Annotated in this window: 14 protein-coding genes; 7 read left to right on the top strand and 7 right to left on the bottom strand. The window is 66.1% G+C overall.

Annotated features, from left to right (window positions below; genetic code table 11):
* Nucleotide 1: 1 nt before the first annotated feature.
* Nucleotides 2–427 carry a pilus assembly protein PilZ gene (locus V9K84_RS16340; RefSeq protein ID WP_178075064.1) on the bottom strand — a complete coding sequence of 142 codons (426 nt, stop codon included), beginning with the start codon at nucleotides 425–427 and terminating at the stop codon, nucleotides 2–4.
* Nucleotides 424–2,064 (bottom strand): lipoprotein UxpA, encoded by a 1,641-nt coding sequence (locus tag V9K84_RS16345; protein WP_088514568.1) that lies wholly within the window; start codon nucleotides 2,062–2,064, stop codon nucleotides 424–426. Before V9K84_RS16345 ends, V9K84_RS16340 begins: the two co-directional genes overlap by 4 nt.
* 228 nt (nucleotides 2,065–2,292) lie before the next feature.
* Between V9K84_RS16345 and V9K84_RS16350 the strand changes: the two genes are divergently transcribed.
* Nucleotides 2,293–4,344: a PhoX family phosphatase gene (locus tag V9K84_RS16350; protein ID WP_054915049.1), complete on the top strand. Its 2,052-nt coding sequence runs from the start codon at nucleotides 2,293–2,295 to the stop codon at nucleotides 4,342–4,344.
* A 21-nt stretch (nucleotides 4,345–4,365) separates the two neighbouring features.
* Here the strand turns inward: V9K84_RS16350 and gspK are convergent, their stop codons facing one another.
* Complete coding sequence (gspK, locus tag V9K84_RS16355; protein WP_088514569.1) at nucleotides 4,366–5,331, bottom strand: type II secretion system minor pseudopilin GspK; 966 nt, start codon at nucleotides 5,329–5,331, stop codon at nucleotides 4,366–4,368.
* Between the two features lie 141 nt (nucleotides 5,332–5,472).
* Here gspK and tatA point away from each other — a divergent pair, with 141 nt between their 5' ends.
* Genes tatA through tatC form a run of 3 tightly spaced genes read left to right on the top strand, consistent with a single transcriptional unit; the run spans nucleotide 5,473 to nucleotide 6,715 of the window.
* Entirely contained in the window at nucleotides 5,473–5,685 is a 213-nt protein-coding gene (gene tatA / locus V9K84_RS16360; RefSeq protein WP_043860635.1) for a twin-arginine translocase TatA/TatE family subunit, read from the top strand.
* Nucleotides 5,685–5,972, top strand: a complete 288-nt coding sequence (tatB, locus tag V9K84_RS16365; protein WP_078480098.1) for a Sec-independent protein translocase protein TatB — start codon at nucleotides 5,685–5,687, stop codon at nucleotides 5,970–5,972. Before tatA ends, tatB begins: the two co-directional genes overlap by 1 nt.
* Nucleotides 5,969–6,715, top strand: a complete 747-nt coding sequence (tatC, locus tag V9K84_RS16370; protein ID WP_054915052.1) for a twin-arginine translocase subunit TatC — start codon at nucleotides 5,969–5,971, stop codon at nucleotides 6,713–6,715. The genes tatB and tatC overlap by 4 nt, the downstream gene beginning before the upstream one ends.
* A 46-nt stretch (nucleotides 6,716–6,761) precedes the next feature.
* Here the strand turns inward: tatC and V9K84_RS16375 are convergent, their stop codons facing one another.
* Together V9K84_RS16375 and purL are read right to left on the bottom strand one after the other, a co-directional pair.
* Nucleotides 6,762–7,073 carry a YqfO family protein gene (locus V9K84_RS16375; RefSeq protein ID WP_054915053.1) on the bottom strand — a complete coding sequence of 104 codons (312 nt, stop codon included), beginning with the start codon at nucleotides 7,071–7,073 and terminating at the stop codon, nucleotides 6,762–6,764.
* Nucleotides 7,074–7,075: 2 nt separating this feature from the next.
* Nucleotides 7,076–10,975: a phosphoribosylformylglycinamidine synthase gene (purL, locus tag V9K84_RS16380; RefSeq protein ID WP_043860639.1), complete on the bottom strand. Its 3,900-nt coding sequence runs from the start codon at nucleotides 10,973–10,975 to the stop codon at nucleotides 7,076–7,078.
* Between the two features lie 236 nt (nucleotides 10,976–11,211).
* Between purL and mltF the strand changes: the two genes are divergently transcribed.
* Nucleotides 11,212–12,672 carry a membrane-bound lytic murein transglycosylase MltF gene (gene mltF / locus V9K84_RS16385; protein WP_043860640.1) on the top strand — a complete coding sequence of 487 codons (1,461 nt, stop codon included), beginning with the start codon at nucleotides 11,212–11,214 and terminating at the stop codon, nucleotides 12,670–12,672.
* An 84-nt stretch (nucleotides 12,673–12,756) separates the two neighbouring features.
* On the opposite strand, the gene tadA is transcribed toward mltF, so the two are convergent.
* Both tadA and V9K84_RS16395 read right to left on the bottom strand, forming a co-directional pair.
* Nucleotides 12,757–13,239, bottom strand: coding sequence for a tRNA adenosine(34) deaminase TadA (gene tadA / locus V9K84_RS16390; RefSeq protein WP_054915054.1), 483 nt, complete (start codon nucleotides 13,237–13,239; stop codon nucleotides 12,757–12,759).
* The gene (locus tag V9K84_RS16395; protein WP_043860642.1) at nucleotides 13,239–14,621 is read right to left on the bottom strand and encodes a multicopper oxidase family protein; all 1,383 of its coding nucleotides are present in this window, start codon (nucleotides 14,619–14,621) and stop codon (nucleotides 13,239–13,241) included. Before V9K84_RS16395 ends, tadA begins: the two co-directional genes overlap by 1 nt.
* A gap of 215 nt (nucleotides 14,622–14,836) precedes the next feature.
* Between V9K84_RS16395 and V9K84_RS16400 the strand changes: the two genes are divergently transcribed.
* A complete protein-coding gene (locus V9K84_RS16400) occupies nucleotides 14,837–17,737 on the top strand; it encodes a membrane-targeted effector domain-containing toxin (RefSeq protein ID WP_088514570.1) in 2,901 nt (966 codons plus the stop codon).
* 131 nt (nucleotides 17,738–17,868) lie between these two features.
* On the top strand, nucleotides 17,869–20,799 hold the full coding sequence (locus V9K84_RS16405) for a membrane-targeted effector domain-containing toxin (protein ID WP_088514571.1): 2,931 nt from the start codon (nucleotides 17,869–17,871) through the stop codon (nucleotides 20,797–20,799).
* The last annotated feature ends 62 nt before the right edge of the window (nucleotides 20,800–20,861 follow it).

Below are 20,861 nucleotides of genomic sequence, written 5' to 3' on the forward strand. Positions count from 1 at the left end.
TTCATCCTTGGCGCTTGAAGCCGGTCACGGCGGGCCGTGGCGGCCAGGGCAAGCGCTCGCGCCGCCCCTGGTTGTCGAAAATCAGGCCATCGTCATCGATGTCCTGCAGCACGATGCCCGGTGCCAGGCGCTGGCCGCGAACGTAGGTACGCACCGCCTGCTCGTAGCGCAGCACCACCACTGTGGCGCTGGCGGGCACGGCCTTGAGGCCGCCCAGGTAATGCACGGGCAAGCGCGTGAGCGGCAGCGCGTCACTGGCCGGCGGCGCCTGCCAATGCCCGACCAGCAGGCCGGGCAGCGCAGCCGGTTGGGCCTCTGCGGCCGGCGCCGGCAGCGGCGCGCGGGCGGCCAGCAGCACGCACTGCGCAGCCAGCCAGCCGGCCAGGCTCAACAGCACGCCGTCGAGCACGCGGCCCGGGCTGATCAACTGGCCAGCCCGCGCGGGTGCCAGCCAGGGTGGCCCTGGACGTAACGCACCTGCGGCAGGGCCAGCGGCGGCAATTGCCAGCCCGGTGGCTGCTGCACCAGCCATGCTTCCACCCGCTGCCACAGTGGCTCGCCGGCGTCGCTGTCGAATTGCAGGCCGAAGGTGCGGCACTGGCCATCCTGTGCGGCTACCCCGGAGACCCGTTTGCCGCCCGGGCTGTAGCTGACCTGCCAGGGCGCGCCAAACCAGCGCGGCAAATCCTGGCTGTTGTCGAGCAGCAGCGGCGTGCCGAACAGTTGCTCGGCAGCGTTTTCCAGCACCTGCTGTACCTGGCGTGCCGGCACCTGCACCACCGGGGCCGGGTAGCTGCCGGTGAGGCTGATCAGGTGTTCGCGGGTGATCGGCTGGCCGGCCGCCAGCGGGCTGTCGTAGCGCAGCCCCGGCAACAGCACCGGTGCCGCGCTGTCATCGGCCAGCGCCTGGTGCAGCAGGTTGTCCCAGCTGCCGCCACGGGTATCGCGTCGCCACAGGTTTTGCGGTGCCTGTGCCAGGGGTTGGTCGAGCCAGGCGGCATGCCCGGCGCGCTGTTGCTGCAACTGCGCGCGCAACGGCTCGACCCGCGCGCGGGCAGCCGGCGTGAGGCGGTGTTCGAAGGCGGGATGAAACTGCGCGGTGAACTGCCAGCGCCCGTCGCGATGCAGGCAGTTCACCGCGAACACGCCGCTGGCACGGTTGCCGGCCAGCAGCACCGGCACCTGCTTGCCGCTGGCCTGCAGTACCGAGACAGGCTGCGGCCACAGGTCCTGGCCACGGGCGCACAGCAGCAGGTCGGCATCGCTCAGACGCTCGGCCAGCCACAGCCCGGGGCCGGTGCCCACGTCCGCCAGGGCGATCACCAGGTCCGCCGCCTGGCGTGCCTGTTCGAAGGCCGGCAGCAGCGCCTGATACCACTGTTTGAGGGATGCGTTCTGGTCGCGGGCGTACGGGTCGGTAATGCCGACCACCGCCACCCGCACGCCGCCGCGGTGCAGCACAGTGAAGGCCGGCGTGCCCAGGGCCTGGGCGCGTTCGGGGGCCAGCCCCGCACCAAGCACGGCCTGACCGTACTGGCGATACAGGCCGGCGCACTGGCGCGGCCACAGCACCCGCTCATCGCTGCTCACGCGTACCTCGCTGCCCAGCATCCGGCTGCCCTGCACGCCACTGGCGCCCTGGGTCAGGTAGGCCAGGCCACTGCCGTTCCAGCCCTGGCCATTTTCCAGGGTCAGGCAGTTGCCCCGCCCCGCCGCCTCGCGCAGCTGTTCGAGCAGGGCACCCAACACCGCATACCCGCCGGTCTGTACGCCTTCGGCAAGGCTGGCGTCGAGCAGCGGGTTGAGCTCGGCACGCCCCTGGCGGGCATTGATACCGCTCATCCACGGTGCCTGGCCAAGGTGGCTGACCGGCCCCAGGCGCGTCGCCGGCACCACGGGCATGCCGGGCTGGCGCGCATCCAGGGTGTCGGCGAAATACAGCAGCTCCACCGTGCCGGCCTCTGCCGTCGACGGTGTGGCCAGGCTGGAACAGGCGGTCAGCAGCGGCGCCATTGCGCCAACGCCCATCCAGCCCAACACATCGCGTCTGTACATGCTCGCCATCTACTCCATCGCCCTCGGGCTGATCAACTGTCGCAGCGGATAGTGCGGCGAGGGGATTACAGTTTGATGGCAGTTATTCGACAGGGCGTACAAAACCCCATCCAAATCAAATGGTAAGGATTCATTTCCTTAAAGGTCTGTTCACAAAACTGCCAATCAATCATCACACTCGCTCTCTACAGTGCCGGTTTCCGTAGAAGCCACTTCACCCAACAAGGATATGAAGAGATGAGTCGAGACACCGGCGACAACCTGGACCGCAACACCAGTGGCAACCTGCCAATGGCGACTGTCCTGGATGCCTACCTGAGCCGCCGCAGCGTGGTGCGCGGCAGCCTCGGTGCCGCGATCGCGATGATTGCAGGGACGGGCCTGAGCGGCTGCTTCGACAGCGGCGGGGGCTCGAGCCACAAGCCGACCCCTCCGGTGGAACCCGAGAAACCGAAACTCAAGCTGGGCTTCAATTCCATCGCCGGTTCGCGCACCGACGCCTGCGTGGTCGCCGACGGCTACAGCGCCTACGTGCTGGCACCCTGGGGTACACCGCTGAACAGCGCGGGCAACCCGTGGAAAAGCGACGGCACCAACACTGCCGCCGACCAGGCCAACGCCATGGGCATGCACCATGACGGCATGCATTTCTTCCCCATCAACGGCAGCTCCGACGACGGCCTGCTGGCGATCAACTTCGAGTACATCGATGCCGACGCCCTGCACCCGGCCGGCCCGACCGTGGACGGCAGCGGCAAGCGCCCGGCCGAGGAAGTGCGCAAGGAAATCAACGCCCACGGCGCCGGCGTGGTGCGCCTGAGCAAGGTCAACGGACGCTGGCAAGTGGTCGACAACGACCCGCTCAACCGCCGCTTCACCACCGCCACGCTGATGGACCTGGCCGGCCCGCTGCGCGGCAGCGACCACGTCAAGACCGTGTTCTCCAACACCGGTACCCAAGCCCGCGGCACCAACAACAACTGTGGCAATGGCTTCACCCCGTGGGGCACCTACCTCACCTGCGAAGAGAACTGGCCAGGAATTTTCGTCAACACCAGCGGCGCCGTGCCGGACGATCAGCGCCGCATTGGGGTGAGCACCAGCAAGGGCAACTACGCCTGGGAAAGTGCTGCCGGCGATGCCAGCGAAGTGGACGGCGAGTTCACCCGGTTCATCCTTGACCCCACCGGCGCGACGGCCACCGACGACTACCGTAACGAAGCCAGCACCTACGGCTACATCGTCGAGATCGACCCCTATGACGCCAGCACCCGTGCGGTCAAGCGCACCGCCCTGGGGCGTTTCCGCCATGAAGGCTGCTGCCCGGCGCTGCCGGTAGCCGGCAAGCCGGTGGTGTTCTACATGGGCGACGACTCCAACAACGAGTACCTCTACAAGTTCGTCTCCACCGCCCTGTGGGACACCGCCGACGCCAACCCGAGCAACCGCCTGGCTACCGGTGCCAAGTACATGGACGACGGCAAACTGTACGTGGCGCGCTTCGACGCCGACGGCAGCGGCCACTGGCTGTTGCTGGACGTCGCCACCACCACCAAGGCCGGCACCACCCTGGGCGCGCTGTACACCGACCTGCCGGGCATCATCCTCAACACCCGTGGCGCCGCCGATGCCCTGGGCGCAACGCCGATGGACCGTCCGGAGTGGACCACGGTCAACCCGCTCAACGGCGACGTGTACCTGACCCTGACCAACAACAGCAAGCGCACCCCGGCCACTGTCGACAACGCCAACCCGCGCGGGCCGAACAAGCATGGCCACATCATCCGCTGGCACGACAGCGACGACCACCTGAGCTTTACCTGGGACATCTTCGTGTTCGGCGCCAACGCCGCCGGCAGCGCCGACATCAACCGCTCGGGGCTGACCGAACTCAACCAGTTCGCCAGCCCCGACGGGATGAGCTTCGATAGCCGCGGCATCCTGTGGTTCCAGACCGACAACGGCGAATCGACCCTGACCGACTACACCAACGACCAGATGCTGGCGGTGATCCCCACCGACCTGGTCGATGCCAGCGGCAAGCAGGTGCCGATCAATGCCCAGAACCAGGTCGACCTGCGCCGCTTCTTCGTCGGCCCCAACGGCTGCGAGGTGACTGGCATCGCCTTCACGCCGGACAACAAGTCGATCTTCGTCAACATCCAGCACCCGGAGAACTGGCCGTCGACCGACGTCGCAACCTCCGTCACCCCCGCCGGCACCACCGTGCGCCCACGTGCCTCGACAGTGGTGATCCAGCGCAACGATGGCGGTGAAATCGGCGTCTAGACCCGACCGGCACCGCTGCCCTTACCAGGGCAGCGGTTCGCGCCGGGTTACTCGCACCTGCTGCACCGGCACCAGGGCATGCCACTGCACCACGCCACGGGCATGTACCTGGTACTGGCTGCGCAGCACGTGAGCGTCCTGCTCGATCTCCAGCTGCAACAGAAAGTCCCCGCTGTTGAGCAACAACCCCTCACTCAAGCGTTCGAAGGTCGCATCGTCCAGCGCACCGAGTGCCTGGCGCAAGGCGCCGGCATCCCGGTAGCCGGTGGCCGGGCGTGCAGTGACCACCCGGCTCAGCAGTGAGCGGCTCATCTTTCCCTCATACAGCGCCTCCAGCAACGGCAACTGTTCAAGGCTCAGCGCATTCGCATTGAGCCGCCAGTGCGTGGTTTCGGGCAATGCACACAGCTGCGGGTAACGGGCCTGGCGTTGCGGGTCGGGGCCCAGCAGCAGGTTCAACTCGCTCATGTCCAGCATCAGCTGATTGGCCGCCAGGCGCGGCGGCGACTGGCGCAGGTAATGATCGTTCTCGGCGCCCTCGCGACGCGCCTGGTGATCGCTGTCGATCCAGTCGGCCAGGGCCTGGGCCAGCTGCGCGGCAGCCATGTCGCCGCCCAGCAGGTACTGCAGTTGGCGTTCGGCACGCTCGGCATCCTCGCCCACCAGGCTGTTGACGTTGAAACAGGTGTGCAGGTCGCGGATGCGCAGGGTCGCCGAACCGCCGTCGAACGCATACGGCAGCGCCTGGCCACGCAGCGCCTGCCAGAACAGCGGACTGGCACGCCAGCTGGGGTCTTGCAGGGCCTGCTCGGCAAAGGCCAGCCCGGCCCGCTCCAGCCCGCGCGCCTGCACGCGCTGCTGCACCAGGCGCACCGCATCGACCTGGGCGCGCCCCTCCTGTACCAACCATGCCAGGCCACCGGCGATCATCGCCAGCACCACCAGCACCATCAGCAATGCCGCGCCCTGCTGTCGCTTGCCACCCATCGTCACGCTACCTCTGCCAAAGAGCGGCCAGTCAACACGGCGGATGTTTCAGGCACATGGCAAAGGCGTTGCCCGTCACCTTTGCGTCATAAAGCGCAGGCAGGATAAACCCTTCTTTTTCATGACCTTGGAGTGCTTCACATGGGCGGTATCGGGATCTGGCAACTGGTTATCGTGTTGATGATCGTGTTCATGCTGTTCGGCACCAAGCGCCTCAAGGGCCTGGGCGCGGACGTGGGCGAGGCGATCCAGGGCTTTCGCAAATCCATGGGCAACGGCCCGCAGGCCGACACCCCGGACGCCCCTGCCCCGGTGCAGCAGGTACAGCAGGGGCAACCGGAACAACGCAGCTGATGTTCGAGATCGGCTTTACCGAGCTGCTGCTGGTGGGCGTGGTGGCGCTGCTGGTGCTGGGCCCCGAACGCCTGCCGGTGGCGATGCGCACCGTGGGGCGTGGCGTGGGCCAGGCCAGGCGTGCCATGGGGGCGCTGCGTGCACAGGTGGAGCGTGAGCTCGACACCCAGGCACTGACCCAGGAGCTGGATGCCGAGCCACTGCGGCGTCTGGAACAGGAACTGCGCCAGGGCGTGAACCTGCAGGCGCAGCCGACCCCGACTTCGACCAATGGACCCTGCCCATGACTGATACCCAAGCGGGCATGCCCCTGACTGCCCACCTGACCGAACTGCGGCGGCGCCTGGTGCGCTGCCTGCTGGCCGTCACGCTGGTGTTCCTGGGTTTGTTCCCGTTCGCCCAGACCCTCTATACCGCCGTATCCGAACCCTTGCGCCGTTACCTGCCCGAAGGCGCGAGCATGATCGCGACCAGCGTGACGTCGCCGTTCCTGGCGCCCTTCAAGCTGACCCTTATGGCTGCGCTGTTCGTCGCCATGCCGGTGCTGCTGCACCAGGTGTGGGGGTTCGTGGCACCGGGGATGTACCGCAAGGAACGGCGTATCGCCTTGCCATTGCTGGTATCGAGCATCGTGCTGTTCTATGCCGGCATGGCCTTCGCGTTCTTTGTGGTGTTTCCGATGATGTTCGGTTTTTTCGCCAGCGTGACCCCGGCCGGGGTGTCGATGATGACCGACATCAGCCTGTACCTGGACTTCATCCTGGCGCTGTTTCTGGCGTTCGGGCTGGCGTTCGAGATACCGGTGGCCACCTTCATCGTGGTGTGGGCGGGGGTGACGGATGTGGCGACACTGCGCAAGAGCCGGCCTTACGTGATCGTCGGATGCTTTGTGGTGGGCATGCTGCTGACCCCGCCGGACGTGTTTTCACAGACCTTGCTGGCGGTGCCGATGTGGATACTGTTTGAAGTGGGGTTGCTGGCGTGTGCGGGGGTGCAGCGCAAGCAGGAACAGACGATGGAGGTTGCCTGATCGGACCTCTTCACCGGCAAGGCCGGCGAAGAGGCAGACCTGCCAATCAGAAATCAGCGAGCTGCCAGACCTCGTAGGCCGGGGTCTCGTAGGGGTGGCTCGCCTTCAGGGCCGCGACTACCGGCCCCACCAGCGCATCGTCCACCACCAGCTCGACCCGCCACTCCTCGACCTGCTCGACCACCCCGCTCTGCCCGATGAACGGCTGGCTGCCGCTCAACGGACGGAACTGGCCCTGGCCCAGCACCTGCCACGCACAGCTGTCGTAGGCGCCGATGCGTCCGCCACCGGCGGCGAACACAGCGGCCTTGACCTGCTCCACATGGCTGGGCGGCACGAAGAAGGCGAGTTTGAACACCCTCAGTTCACCCAGGCCCGCGCGTTGCGGAACATGCGCATCCAGGCGGCGTCTTCGTTCCAGTCATCCGGGCGCCACGAGTTCTGCACCGCACGGAATACCCGCTCAGGGTGCGGCATCATGATGGTGACGCGCCCGTCGCGGCTGGTCAGGCCGGTGATCCCGCGCGGCGAACCGTTCGGGTTGGCCGGGTAGGTCTCGGTGACCTTGCCGTGGTTGTCGACGAAACGCAGGGCCACGCAACCGGACAGGTCGGCTTCCAGCAGTGCCTCTTCGCTGGCGAACTCGGCATGCCCTTCACCGTGCGCGATGGCGATCGGCATGCGCGAACCGGCCATGCCCTGCAGGAAGATCGAGTTGGACTCCTGCACCTGGACCATCGCCACGCGCGCCTCGAACTGCTCGGAGCGGTTACGCACGAAGTGCGGCCAGAACTCGCTGCCCGGGATCAGCTCGTGCAGGTTGGACATCATCTGGCAACCGTTGCACACACCCAGGGTGAAGCTGTCGCTACGCTCGAAGAAGCCCTGGAAGGCGTCGCGGGCGCGGCTGTTGAACAGCGCCGACTTGGCCCAGCCTTCACCGGCACCCAGCACGTCACCGTAGGAGAAGCCGCCGCAGGCAACCATGCCCTTGAACTCGTTCAGGTCGACACGACCGGCGAGGATATCGCTCATGTGCACGTCGATGGCGTTGAAGCCGGCACGGTCGAACGCCGCAGCCATTTCCACCTGGCCGTTGACGCCCTGCTCGCGCAGTACCGCCACCTGTGGGCGAATGCCCTTCTTGATGTAAGGCGCTGCGATGTCGTGGTTGACGTCGAAGCCCAGCTTGACGCTCAGGCCCGGGTTGTCTTCCTCGAGCAGGCCGTCGAATTCCTGGTCGGCGCAGTCGGCGTTGTCGCGCAGGCGCTGGATCTGGTAGCTGGTCTCGGCCCACTGGCGCTGCAGCAGGCGGCGGTCGCCGGTGAACAGCACTTCGCCGTTCAGGCTGATGGCCACGTCGGCACAATTGACCGGCTTGCCGATCACCGCCACGCAGTCTTCGCCAAGGCCGGCGGCGCTGAACTGGGCCAGCACGTCCGGGGTGGCGTCCTGGCGCACCTGGATCACCGCACCCAGCTCTTCGTTGAAGAGGATGGCCGCGACTTTCTCGCGCTTGCCGGTCAGGGTGTCCAGTTCCAGGTTCAGCCCGCAATGGCCGGCGAAGGCCATTTCCAGCGCGGTGGCCAGCAGGCCGCCGTCGGAGCGGTCGTGGTAGGCCAGCAGGTGACCGTCGGCGTTCAGGCCCTGGATCACCGCGAAGAACGCCTTGAGGTCTTCGGCGTCGTCGACGTCCGGTGCCTGGCTGGCGAGCTTGCCGTGGGTCTGGGCCAGGATCGAGGCGCCCATGCGGTTCTGGCCGCGACCCAGGTCGATCAGGATCAGGTCGGTTTCGCCCTTGTCCATGCGCAGTTGCGGGGTCAGGGTCTTGCGGATGTCGGTAACCGGGGCAAAGCCGGTCACGATCAGCGACATCGGCGAGGTCACGGTCTTCTCGCGACCTTCATCTTCCCAGCGGGTCTTCATGGACATCGAGTCCTTGCCCACCGGAATGGTCAGGCCCAGCTCGGGGCACAGTTCCATGCCCACGGCCTTGACCGCGTCGTACAGGCGCGCGTCTTCACCGGGGTGGCCGGCAGCCGACATCCAGTTGGCTGACAGCTTGATGTCGGACAGCTTGCCGATGCGCGAGGCCGCCATGTTGGTCAGGGTCTCGCCGATCGCCATGCGCCCGGACGCCTGGGCGTCGAGCAGGGCCAGCGGGGTGCGCTCGCCCATGGCCATGGCTTCGCCGGTGTACACGTCGAAACTGGTGGCGGTGACGGCCACGTCGGCCACCGGGACCTGCCATGGACCGACCATCTGGTCGCGGGCGACCAGGCCGGTGATGGTGCGGTCACCGATGGTGATCAGGAAGTTCTTGCTGGCCACGGCCGGGTGGCGCAGCACGCGCTGTACCGAGTCGGCGAGGTCCAGGGTGCTCGGGTCGAAATCGTCGCCCAGCTCGGCTTCGCGGCTGACCGAACGGTGCATGCGCGGAGCCTTGCCCAGCAGCACTTCCAGCGGCATGTCCACCGGGCTGTTGCCGAAGTGGCTGTCGGTGACGGTCAGTTGCGGTTCGGCAGTGGCTTCGCCGACCACCGCGAACGGGCAGCGCTCGCGTTCGCAGATGGCGGTGAAGCGCTCCAGGTCCTTGGCGTCGACCGCCAGCACGTAGCGTTCCTGGGACTCGTTGCTCCAGATTTCCAGCGGCGCCATGCCCGGCTCGTCGTTGGGCACGTTGCGCAGCTCGAAACGACCGCCACGGCCGCCGTCGTTGACCAGCTCGGGGAAGGCGTTGGACAGGCCGCCCGCGCCGACGTCATGGATGAACGCGATGGGGTTGGCATCGCCCAGCTGCCAGCAGCGGTCGATGACCTCCTGGCAGCGGCGTTCCATTTCCGGGTTTTCGCGCTGTACCGAGGCGAAATCGAGGTCGGCAGAGCTGGCGCCTGTGGCCATCGACGAGGCAGCACCGCCGCCCAGGCCGATCAGCATGGCCGGGCCGCCGAGCACGATCAGCTTGGCGCCGACGGTGATCTCGCCCTTCTGCACATGGCCTTCGCGGATGTTGCCCATGCCGCCGGCGAGCATGATCGGCTTGTGGTAGCCGCGCACTTCTTCGCCGTGGGGGGTGTTGATCGACTGCTCGAAGGTACGGAAGTAACCGGTCAGTGCCGGGCGCCCGAATTCATTGTTGAACGCCGCGCCGCCCAGCGGGCCTTCGATCATGATGTCCAGCGCGGTGACGATGCGCTCCGGCTTGCCGTAGGGCTTTTCCCACGGCTGTTCGAAGCCCGGGATCTGCAGGTTGGACACGGTGAAGCCGGTGAGGCCGGCCTTGGGCTTGGCGCCGCGACCGGTGGCACCTTCGTCGCGGATCTCGCCACCGGAACCGGTGGAGGCCCCCGGGAACGGCGCGATGGCGGTCGGGTGGTTGTGGGTCTCGACCTTCATCAGGATGTGCACCGGCTCCTGCACCGCGCCGTACTGGCGGGTTTCAGGGTTCGGGAAGAAGCGCCCGGCGGTGGAACCGACGATCACCGAGGCGTTGTCCTTGTAAGCGGACAGCACGCCTTCGCTGTGCATCTGGTAGGTGTTCTTGATCATGCCGAACAGGCTTTTTTCCTGGCTCTGGCCGTCGATATCCCAACTGGCGTTGAAGATCTTGTGGCGGCAGTGCTCGGAGTTGGCCTGGGCGAACATCATCAGTTCGATGTCGTGCGGGTTGCGCTTGAGGCCCTGGAAGCTGGTGACCAGGTAGTCGATCTCGTCTTCGGCCAGGGCCAGGCCCAGCTCGACGTTGGCTTTTTCCAGCGCGGCGCGGCCACCGCCGAGGATGTCGACGGCGGTCAGCGGCTTGGGTTCGGCATGGCTGAACAGGCCGGCGGCCTCTTCGAGCCTGCCCAGCACGATCTGGGTCATGCGGTCGTGCAGCAGCTCGGCGACGGCGGCCACATCGGCCTCGCTCAGTTCACCGCCGACATAGAAGGCAGTACCGCGCTCCAGGCGCTTGACGTTCTCCAGGCCGCAGTTGTGGGCGATGTCGCTGGCCTTGCTCGACCAGGGCGAGATGGTGCCGAAACGCGGCATGACCAGGAACAGGCGACCGCTGGGCTCCTGTACCGGCACGCTCGGGCCGTACTTGAGCAGGCGCGCGAGCACATGCTGTTGGTCGGCACTCAGCTCGCCGTCAACCTCGGCGAAATGGGCGAATTCAGCGTACAAACCACTAACAGCGGGGACTTTCTGGCTCAGTTGCTCGAGTAATTTACCGTGGCGAAAGGCAGAAAGGGCAGGAGCGCCGCGCAGGATCAACATCGTCGGGACAGCCTCAGGAAGGGGGTGTGCTTAGAGGCCGTGCATTCTAGCCTAAACCGCCGCCGACGGCACCCGAAACGCTGCATCGGCGACAGGCCGAATGTCGGCAAGCCGACAAGAGTGCTTCACGAGATGACAAAAACCCGTCCCGACGCGGTTTTATCGGGCTGTGCTAGCAGACAAGCCGGATGTTGTCGAGATATGGCGCGGCAGGTCCTTTGCGTATACTGCACCCTATGTTTGCCCAGACTGCTTTGCGCCAGCGTTGTGCCAAATGGCTCATCGCAACCGGACTCTTCCTGATGCTCGGTGCCTGTGTTGAAAAACCCAGCACCCTGGAGCGTGTCAAGGAGGACGGCGTGCTGCGCGTGATCACCCGCAACAGCCCGGCCACCTACTTCCAGGACCGCAACGGCGAAACCGGCTTCGAGTACGAGCTGGTCCAGCGCTTTGCCGACGACCTGGGCGTGAAGCTGCAGATCGAGACCGCCGACAACCTCGACGACCTGTTCAACCAGCTCGGCCAGCCGAACGGCCCGGTGCTGGCGGCAGCGGGCCTGGTAAGCAGCGAGCAGCGCAAGCAGCAGGTACGTTTTTCCCACCCGTATCTCGAAGTCACCCCGCAGATCATCTACCGCAACGGCAAGCCCCGCCCCACCGACGCCGGCGACCTGGTCGGCAAGCGCATCCTGGTACTCAAGGGCAGCAGCCATGCCGAACAGCTGGCAGAGCTGAAAAAACAGTACCCGGCCCTGCAATATGAAGAATCCGACCAGGTCGAGGTGGTCGACCTGCTGCGCATGGTCGACGAGGGCCAGATCGACCTGACCCTGGTCGACTCCAACGAAGTGGCGATGAACCAGGTGTACTTCCCCAACGTGCGGGTCGCCTTCGACCTGGGCGACGGGCGCGACCAGCGCTGGGCGGTGGCGGCCGGCGAAGACAACAGCCTGCTCAACGAAATCAACGAATTCATCGACAAGGTCCACAAGAACGGCACCCTGCAACGGCTCAAGGACCGTTATTACGGCCACGTGGACGTGCTCGGCTATGTCGGCGCCTACACCTTCGCCCAGCACCTGCAGCAGCGCCTGCCGCGCTACGAGAACCACTTCAAGACCTCGGCCAAGAAGGAACAGGTGGACTGGCGCCTGCTGGCGGCGATCGGTTACCAGGAGTCGATGTGGCAGGCCGAGGTCACCTCCAAGACCGGCGTGCGCGGGCTGATGATGCTGACCCAGCGCACCGCCCAGGCCATGGGCGTGTCCAACCGGCTCGACCCGCGCCAGAGCATCGAGGGCGGGGCCAAGTATTTCATGCATGTGAAGAAGGAGCTCGATGACGACATCGAGGAGCCGGACCGCACCTGGTTTGCCCTGGCCGCCTACAACGTGGGCAGCGGCCACCTGGACGATGCACGCAAGCTGGCCAAGCGCGAGGGGCTGAACCCGAACAAGTGGCTGGACGTGAAGAAGATGCTGCCGCGCCTGTCGCAGAAGCAGTGGTACAGCAAGACCCGCTACGGCTATGCCCGTGGCGGCGAGCCGGTGCATTTCGTGGCCAACATCCGGCGCTACTACGACATCCTGACCTGGGTGACCCAGCCGCAGCTGGAGGGCAGCCAGGTGGCCGAAGGCAACCTGCATGTGCCGGGGGTCAACAAGACCAAGCCGGCCGACGCTTCGCCGCCGCTCTAGTTTGCAGCGCCTGTATCGCGGGCCAAGCCCGCTCCCACAACAACGGGGGAGCGGGCTTGACCCGCGATGGTCACACCACGGTTATCAGGCCTTGGCCCGCCGAGCCCTAAAGAACTCGGTCAGAATCGCCCCGCACTCCTCGGCCAGCACCCCGCCCTCGAACAGCACCCGGTGGTTCAGAAACCCCTGGGTAAAGAATTGCCCCTGGCTCTGCACGATCCCGGCCTTGGGCTCCAGGGCCCCGAACACCACGCGGTTGACCCGCGAATGCACGATCAGCCCGGCGCACATGCTGCACGGCTCCAGCGTCACATACAGCGTGCTGCCCGGCAGCCGGTAGTTGCTGGCCGCCTGCGCCGCCGCGCGAATGGCCACCATTTCGGCGTGCGCGCTGGGGTCGCTGCCGCTGATCGGGCAGTTGAAGCCCTGCCCGATCACCTCGCCGTGCTGCACCAGCACCGCGCCCACCGGCACCTCGCCCAATGCAGCCCCCTGCGCCGCCAGCTCCAGCGCCAGGCGCATGAAGTGCTGGTCGCGGCTGCGGTCGATGATCTGCGGCTGACGCATCACGCCACCTCGATGGCGGCCATCAGGCCGGTTTCCATGTGATCGATCACGTGGCAATGGAACATCCAGGTGCCGGGGTTATCCGCCACCAGCGCCACCTGCGCCCGCTCGTTCTTGCCCAGCAGGTAGGTGTCGGTGAAGTACTGCTCCGGGATCTTGTGGCGATTGGAGCTGAGCACCTTGAAACTCATGCCGTGCAGGTGGATCGGGTGCTGGTACTGGGTCATGTTCTTGAGCTCGAAGATGTAGCTCTTGCCCTTCTTCAAGGTGGCGATCGGCCGGTCGGAACAGGTCTTGTCGGTGATGTCCCAGGCCTGCCCGTTGATCTGCCACAGGCTTGGCGGCTTGCCGTTCTCGGTATTGACCGACACCGAGCCTACCCACTCGAAATTGAAGTTGATCTTCTCGGCGTTGGCCAGGTCCGGCTCGGCGATGGGGTTGGCCGGCAGCGCCGGTGGCCAGTCGCCCGGTGCCTCGCTGCTGGCCACCGAACGCAGGGTGCCCAGGCGCACCGAGCCGTCGCGCAGCGACAGCTCCTCACCGGCTGCCGGCATGCGGATGGCCAGGCAGATGCGCATGCCGGGGCCCAGCCAGTAGTCCTTGCCCAATGGGCGCGGGGTGATCGGGTTGCCATCCAGCGCATAGATACGCGCCTCGAAGTCGCCCTTGAGGTTGATCCGGTAGGTCAGGGTATTGTCCAGGTTCAGCAGGCGCACCCGCACGATCTGCCCGGCGGGCATTTCCACCACCGCGTCGGGCTGCCCGTTGATGGTGATCAGGCGCCCTGCGGTGCCGCCACGGGCCGCTTCGCGCGGCACGCTGAACTCGACGAAGTTGCCCTGCTCGTCCACGTGCCAGTTCTTCAGGCTCAGGGTGCGCTCGTGCTTGAAACCGGTGGGCTCGCGCTCCTCCACGATCAGCGGGCCGACCAGGCCGCGGCCCAGCTCTTCGCTGCTGTTGACGTGGGGGTGGTACCAGAAGCTGCCGGCATCCGGCACGCGGAACTTGTAGTCGAAGTACTCGCCCGGCAGCACCGGCAGCTGCGACACGTAGGGCACGCCGTCCATTTCCAGCGGCAGGCGGATACCGTGCCAGTGGATGGTGGTGGCCACCGGCAGGTGGTTGATGAACCGCACCCGCAGCCACTGCCCCTGGCGCACCCGTAGCTCGGTGCCCGGCGCGGACGGGCCGAACGCCCAGGCCTGGGTGGTGTGCCCGGCCACCAGCTCGACGTCCAGCGGCGCGGCGATCAGTTCATAGTCATGCCCGGCCTGCTCGTCCTCGACCTTGCCCATCCAGTAACGTGCGGCGCCCCCGGCGCCCAGGCCAACCACCACCAGGCCAGTCAGCCCCTTGAGCATTTGTCGACGGGTAAAGGACATCGGAACAGGCACCTCGTATCGCGAAAACAGCCTGCCAGCCATGACCGGGCTGGCGGTAAGGGCGAATACGATACACCTGCATTTGCGAAACTTTAAGTGAAGAGTTGCCCCGGCAGCGGCACACGATGCCGCACCCACCCGCGCAGCACTATCTACCGCACCTGCCCGCTGGAGCCAGCCCATCCTGCAATGGCCCAGACCAAGGAAGGATCGCCATGCCCCAGTCCCCCAACCCACAACGCGCGCAGCTTCAGGACATTGCGCGCCAGCTCGTCGTCAACTGCCCGGACATGCGCCAGATGGCCCGTGAGGTGGCCGTCGACGCCCTGAAGAAGTTCGCCCGCAGCAGCCTCGATCCGGACACCGTGTACCTGCACCGTTTCAAGGCGGCCCAGTCCAACCCCAGAAGCTTCAGCGGCTGGGAGCACCGTGAGCTGCCCTACCAGTCGCTGACGTTGCCGCAACTGGTGATGCAGCGCTTCGACGCCAACGACCAGGACAACGCCGACCTGCTCGGCTACCGAACCGGCTTCTACCGCGAAGGCGCGCATGCCGGGGTGTTCGATGAACGCAACGAAGTCCCCATGGCACCGGCCGATGTGCTGCGCTACTTCTGGCAGATCGACTTCAGCTCGGTCTTCAAACAGAAGATGCAGGCGTTCTGGGCCGACAGTGCAGAGTCGTTTCGCAGCATGGCCAAGGCCAACTTCCTGAGCAAGGTGGTGGAAGCCTGCGAACACGCAGACCTGCCCGAACAGCGCAAACGCTACCGCCTGCTGGCCCGGGCACTGGCCGGCGTCACCGACTGGCCGCCCACCCTCGAACAACTGCAGCAAACGCATGTTCCCGACCAGGGGGTGCGCCTGCATGCCTTCGACATCGGCGGCTACGTCGCCAGCGACATGCTGCGTGCCGTACTGCCCGATGGCTACCAGGTGCTGTACATGCCCGGCGAGGTCACGGCCCTGCACCTGTTTGCCAACCCTGCGCAGCTTTACTGGTGGGTGCTGCAGAACACCAATGCCGCAGATAACCGCGCGCGCCTGATGGCCCACTTCGCGTTGTCCAGCCATGCCGAACACCCCGCCGGGGTCGGGCTCGAGCATCTGATCGACCTGCTGTTCTCCAACTGGGCCGGCAGCGCACACGATGCCATCAACCTGCTGGACAAACCGGTCGAGAAGGATGCATTCAGCTACCTGCGCGATGCGGCGCGACAGCGCATGAGCGACGACGCGCACTTCGCCCTGCGCTCCAACGCCGACCTGCGCAAACAGATGTGGGTGGCGGACCTGCACGCCTTTACCCGGTTCGCCGGGGCCATGGCCGCCTTCGACTGGCCGGTTGCACTGGCTGCCGTGGGCGCCGGGCTTGGCGAGACCGGCCTGTCCATCGACGAGGCGATCAACGGCCATACCACTGCCGAGCGCCAGGCGGGCGTCATCGGCGCCGTACTGGCCTCCATCGACACGCTGTTCAACGCGACGCTGCTCGGCGAGGAGACCGGTGAAGCTATACAGGTCGACAGCGAGGTGCCCGCCGTCGCCGAGCCCTATGTGGAGGCCGAGGACGAACCCCTTGCCACTGCCGAGGATATCGACGCCCAGGTACCCGCCCCCCTGCGACCGACACCGGCTTCCCAGCGCCTGGCCACCTTCGAGACCAATGCCCTGCTCGACGGCGAGAAACCCGGGGTCGGCAAGATGCAGGGCATCTACTCGCTGGCTGACGGTTTCTATGTAGCGATCGGCGATTTCGCCTACCAGGTGCGGTACGTGGGCGAGCTCAAGAGCTGGGTGGTGATCGACCCGAACGCGCCCTTTTCGTTCTACCGCAACGTGCCCATCCGGCTCAATGCGCAACAGCAGTGGGAGCCCGTCGCGCAGGGCCGCCTTCTGGGGGGTACACCGCGCTTTCGCCTCAAACTGTGGGGTCGCAGCGACTACGCGCCACCCCCTGCCGAACGTATCCCCACGCCCTACGAGTTGCTCCCGCGCCAGCAGGCACAGCTGCGTTCGGTGGATGACGAACAGCTCAGCGGCATTACCTACCGGGCCAATCAGCCACACCTGGAAGAAGCCTGCGACCTGTTTCGCACACTGCGCAGCACGCTGCTGAACGATGCCAAGGAGTACCTGAGCACGGTGGAGCTGCCGCCACGCCCGCAACTGCCGCTGTTCGAAAGCAACCCGGCGCCCAAGCAGATCCTGCGTGGTTGCTACTCCCGCTGCGACGGCGTGGTGATCGGCGAATGCCACGCACACCTGGGCAGCAAACGCTTTCTGATCGACAACATGGCGCAACTGCGCAAGCAGAAGGTCAAGGTGCTGTACCTGGAGCATCTGCTGACAGACTTTCATCAGGCCGACCTCGATGCGTTCAACCGCACAGGCAACATGAGCCAGCACCTGCGCGACTATGTGGCCGAACTGGACCGAAGCCAGGCCACCGACAGCAGCGGACGCTATACCTTCCAGCAGGTGATGCGCACCGCACAGGCCAACCAGATACGCGTCCAGGCCATCGACTGCATGGCCAGCTATCGTCAGGCCTGGCTGGCCACCCCGACGGGCCCGATCCGGCAACAGATGATGAACTTCTTTGCCCATCGGGTCATTGCAGCAGACCAGGCCCTGCACCCCAGCAAGTGGATCGCCTTCGTGGGCAACACCCACACCAACACGTTTGACGGCGTGCCAGGGCTTGCCGAGCTGCAGGGCGCCATCGGCCTGCGCATCGAAGACATCGAGTGCGGGCTGCCTGTGCGATTCGGCGTCGACCCCGGTATCCAACCCGACCAGGCGGCCAACCTGGCGGCGGTCAAATGCGACCTGCTGCTGCAGGTGCCCATTGCTCCCGCACACGGCGTGGCACGCACCCTGGAAGAAAAGCTGCGCGCTGTCGGCTCCTTCAGTTTCACCCAGGTGGAGGGGACCTTGCAGATGATCCACCGCAGCAAGGACCTGACGCTGCACTACACCCCCATCCAACGGGACGGCACGTTCTACTACATCGATCGGGCGAGCTGGCCACGCGTGGACAAGCGCCGCATGCCAAGCCTGGCGCAACTGTCGACCCTGGTGACATCCAACGGGCTGACCTTCGTGCCCCTGTAACGGCGCCGCCCAGCGTTGCTTGCTGCCTGAGCGGGCCGGGCTGGCTGGGCGGCCCGCACTACTTACTTACCGCACGCTGCTCACCGCCCCCGGCCAAGCTGGCCCCTCGCCCCTGACACGGAAGTACCGCCATGCCCCTGACCGCCCAACAGACCCACGACCACGAACAGCTGCAGAACCTGGCCCGACAACTGGTCAAGCATTGCCCCGACATGCGCCAGATGGCCCGCGAAATCGCCAGCCATATCCTGAAGAAACACACCCGCAGCACGCTGGACCCGGACGCGGTGTACCTGCACCGGTTCAACACCGCGCATAGCAGCCCGCGCACTTTCAGCGGCTGGGAACACCTCGGCCCGCCCAGCGAATCGCTGACACTGCCGCAACTGGTGATGCAGCGTTTCGATGTCAACGACCAGGACAACGCCGACCTGCTCGGCTACCGCACCGGCTTCTACAGCCGCGGGCCGGGCACCGGCCTGTTCGATGAGCGCGACGAAGTGCCGATGGCCCCGCGCGAGGTACTCGACGAGCTGTGGAAGGTCGACTTCTGCAGCGCCTTCCACCAGGACCTGACCCGCTTCTGGGCCCGTCATTCGGACAACTTCCGCACCCTGGCCAAGGCCAACTTCCTGAGCAAGGTGCTCGAAACCTGCGCGCACCAGACCGACCCCGCCCGCCTGGCACGCTTGCGGCGGGTGGCCACTGCCCTGGCCGGTGACGCCAGCTGGCCGCCCTCGCTGAGCCAGTTGCAACAACAGGCCAGGCCGGTGGCGGGGGTGCGCCTGTGCACCTTCGACATCGGCGGCCATGTGGCCACCGATATCCTGCGGGTGGAACTCGACGACGGTTACCAGTTGCTCTACATCCCGGGCGAGGTCGACGCCCTGCACCTGTTCGCCAACCACAGCGAGCTGTACTGGTGGGTGCTGCACAACACCAATGCGGCGCAGAACCGCGCACGCTTCATGACCCACTTCGCCCTTGCGGACCGCGGCGAAAAAGCCAGCGCGGTGGGGCTCGAGCACCTGATCGACGTGCTGTTCAACAACTGGGGCGGCAACGGTCACGACGCACTCAACCAGTCGAACACGACCGTGCATGGCGATGGGTTCACCCACCTGCGCGATGCAGCGCGTCAGCGCATGATCGACGATGCGCACTTCTCGCTGCGCTCCAACGCCGACCTGCGCAAGCAACTGTGGATCGGCTACCTCAAGGCCTTCGGCACGTTCGCCAGTGCCATGGCCGCAGTCGACTGGCCGGTAGCGCTGGCTGCCGTGGGCGCCGGGCTGGCCGAAACCGGCCTGAACATCGATCAGGCGGTCAACGGGCACACCACTGCCCAACGCAAGGCCGGCGTGATCGGCGCCGTGCTGGCGGCCATCAACACGCTGTTCAATGCCACCCTGCTCGCAGGCCCGGCAGTCACCGGTGAAATCGCCGAGATCGAACCCAGCCTGGACGCGGGCACGCACACTGCACCCGTCGAGCCCGAACACACGTCAATGGCCACCCCGGCGGAACTCGCCGAGTGGGCGCCTGCGCCGCTGATACCGGCCGAGCGCTCGCAACTGCTGGCCCCGTTCGAAACCAACGTGCTGCTGGACGGGCACGCCACCGGCAGCGGCAAATTCCAGGGTATCTACACCCTGGACGATGGCTTCTATGCCCAGATAGACGGGTTCCCCTATCACGTGCGCTACATCGGCGAGCTGCGCTCATGGGCGGTGGTCGACCCGCAAAACCCCTACTCGTTCTACCGCAACGTGCCCATTGGCCTGAACGACGAAGGCGTATGGCAACCGCTGGAGCAGGGTCTGAAAGGCGGGGCGCCACGCTTTCGTCTCAAGCTCTGGGGCCAGGCCCAGGTACCCGCGCCCGGCCCGGAACGCGTGCCCACCCCCTATGAAGTCGACAAGGCGCTGCAGCCCGAATTGCTCAAGGCCTCCAACGGTGGCGAGGAGTCGAACCTGAGCGGGCGCACGTTCTCCCCCAACAACCCCGCCCGCGAACAGGCCTACGCGCAATTTCGCACCTTGCGCGACCTGCTGGTCGACGACGCCGAAGCGTTTTTCAGCACCGCAAGCCTGCCGCAGCGGCCACCGCTGCCAACATTGGCTGCCGATGCCAGCGCCAGGCAGATCATTCGCAGCGTGTACGAAAACAGCGAGGGCCTGGTGGTCGGCGAAGCCCATTCACAACTGGGCAGCAAGCAGTTTCTGATCGAGAACATGGCCCTGCTCAAGCAGCAGAAGGTGCGGGTGCTGTACATGGAGCACCTGATGACCGACTTCCAGCAGGCCGACCTGGACCTGTTCAACCAGACCGGGCAGATGCCCCAGGCACTCAAGACCTACGTGACCGATCTGGACCGCGGCTGGCACACCGACCCCGCCCAGCGCTACACCTTCATGCAGGTGCTCAGGAGCGCGCAGAAACAGGGCATCCGGATACAGGCCATCGATTGCATGGCCAGTTACCGCCAGGCATGGATGGGCCCCCGCCCACCCGCGATTCGCCAGAAGATGATGAACTTCTTCACCCACCGCGTGATCGCTGCCGACCAGGCTGCCCATGGCGCCGGCAAATGGGTTGCACTGATGGGCAACACCCACGCCAACACCTTCGAGAGCGTGCCCGGGGTCAGCGAACTGCAAGGTGTGATCGGTGTGCGCGTCGAGGACATCGACATCGGCAGCAGCGCAAGCGTCGGCCGCGACCCGGGGCTTTACGCAGTGGACGACGGTATCCGCGAAACCCGCGTGCAGGGCGACCTGCGCCTGCAGGTGCCGCTTGCCCAGCCGCCCTCGGCCTCGGGCACGCTGGAAAGCCGGCTGGCCAAACCGGGGGCGTTCGGCTTCAAGGACATCGACGGCAAGATGACCCTGGTGCACCGCAGCAAGGACCTGGCGCTGCACTACACGCCCATCGCAAGGGACGGTGAGTTCATCTATATCGAACGCGCCAGCTGGCCATGGCTGGACAAGCGACGCCTGCCGAGCCTGTCGGAAATGGCCTTCCAGCTGTCCCGGTACGGCTTGAAGTACGTGCCGCTGTGACGCCAGGCAGGCGGCGATGAAAAAGGGCAAGGCCGCCTGGCCTTGCCCTTGCTTTCGCCTCG

Origin of the sequence: Pseudomonas sp. AE27, assembly GCF_037113495.1 — a bacterium.
GTDB classification, from domain to species: Bacteria; Pseudomonadota; Gammaproteobacteria; order Pseudomonadales; family Pseudomonadaceae; genus Aquipseudomonas; species Aquipseudomonas palmensis.

Coding starts and splice junctions, on each gene's coding strand:
- V9K84_RS16345 (WP_088514568.1), bottom strand. CDS start 2,064: ATGGCGAGCATGTACAGACGCGATGTGTTGGGCTGGATGGGCGTTGGC.
- V9K84_RS16350 (WP_054915049.1), top strand. CDS start 2,293: ATGAGTCGAGACACCGGCGACAACCTGGACCGCAACACCAGTGGCAAC.
- gspK (WP_088514569.1), bottom strand. CDS start 5,331: ATGGGTGGCAAGCGACAGCAGGGCGCGGCATTGCTGATGGTGCTGGTG.
- tatA (WP_043860635.1), top strand. CDS start 5,473: ATGGGCGGTATCGGGATCTGGCAACTGGTTATCGTGTTGATGATCGTG.
- tatB (WP_078480098.1), top strand. CDS start 5,685: ATGTTCGAGATCGGCTTTACCGAGCTGCTGCTGGTGGGCGTGGTGGCG.
- tatC (WP_054915052.1), top strand. CDS start 5,969: ATGACTGATACCCAAGCGGGCATGCCCCTGACTGCCCACCTGACCGAA.
- purL (WP_043860639.1), bottom strand. CDS start 10,975: ATGTTGATCCTGCGCGGCGCTCCTGCCCTTTCTGCCTTTCGCCACGGT.
- mltF (WP_043860640.1), top strand. CDS start 11,212: ATGTTTGCCCAGACTGCTTTGCGCCAGCGTTGTGCCAAATGGCTCATC.
- tadA (WP_054915054.1), bottom strand. CDS start 13,239: ATGCGTCAGCCGCAGATCATCGACCGCAGCCGCGACCAGCACTTCATG.
- V9K84_RS16395 (WP_043860642.1), bottom strand. CDS start 14,621: ATGTCCTTTACCCGTCGACAAATGCTCAAGGGGCTGACTGGCCTGGTG.
- V9K84_RS16400 (WP_088514570.1), top strand. CDS start 14,837: ATGCCCCAGTCCCCCAACCCACAACGCGCGCAGCTTCAGGACATTGCG.
- V9K84_RS16405 (WP_088514571.1), top strand. CDS start 17,869: ATGCCCCTGACCGCCCAACAGACCCACGACCACGAACAGCTGCAGAAC.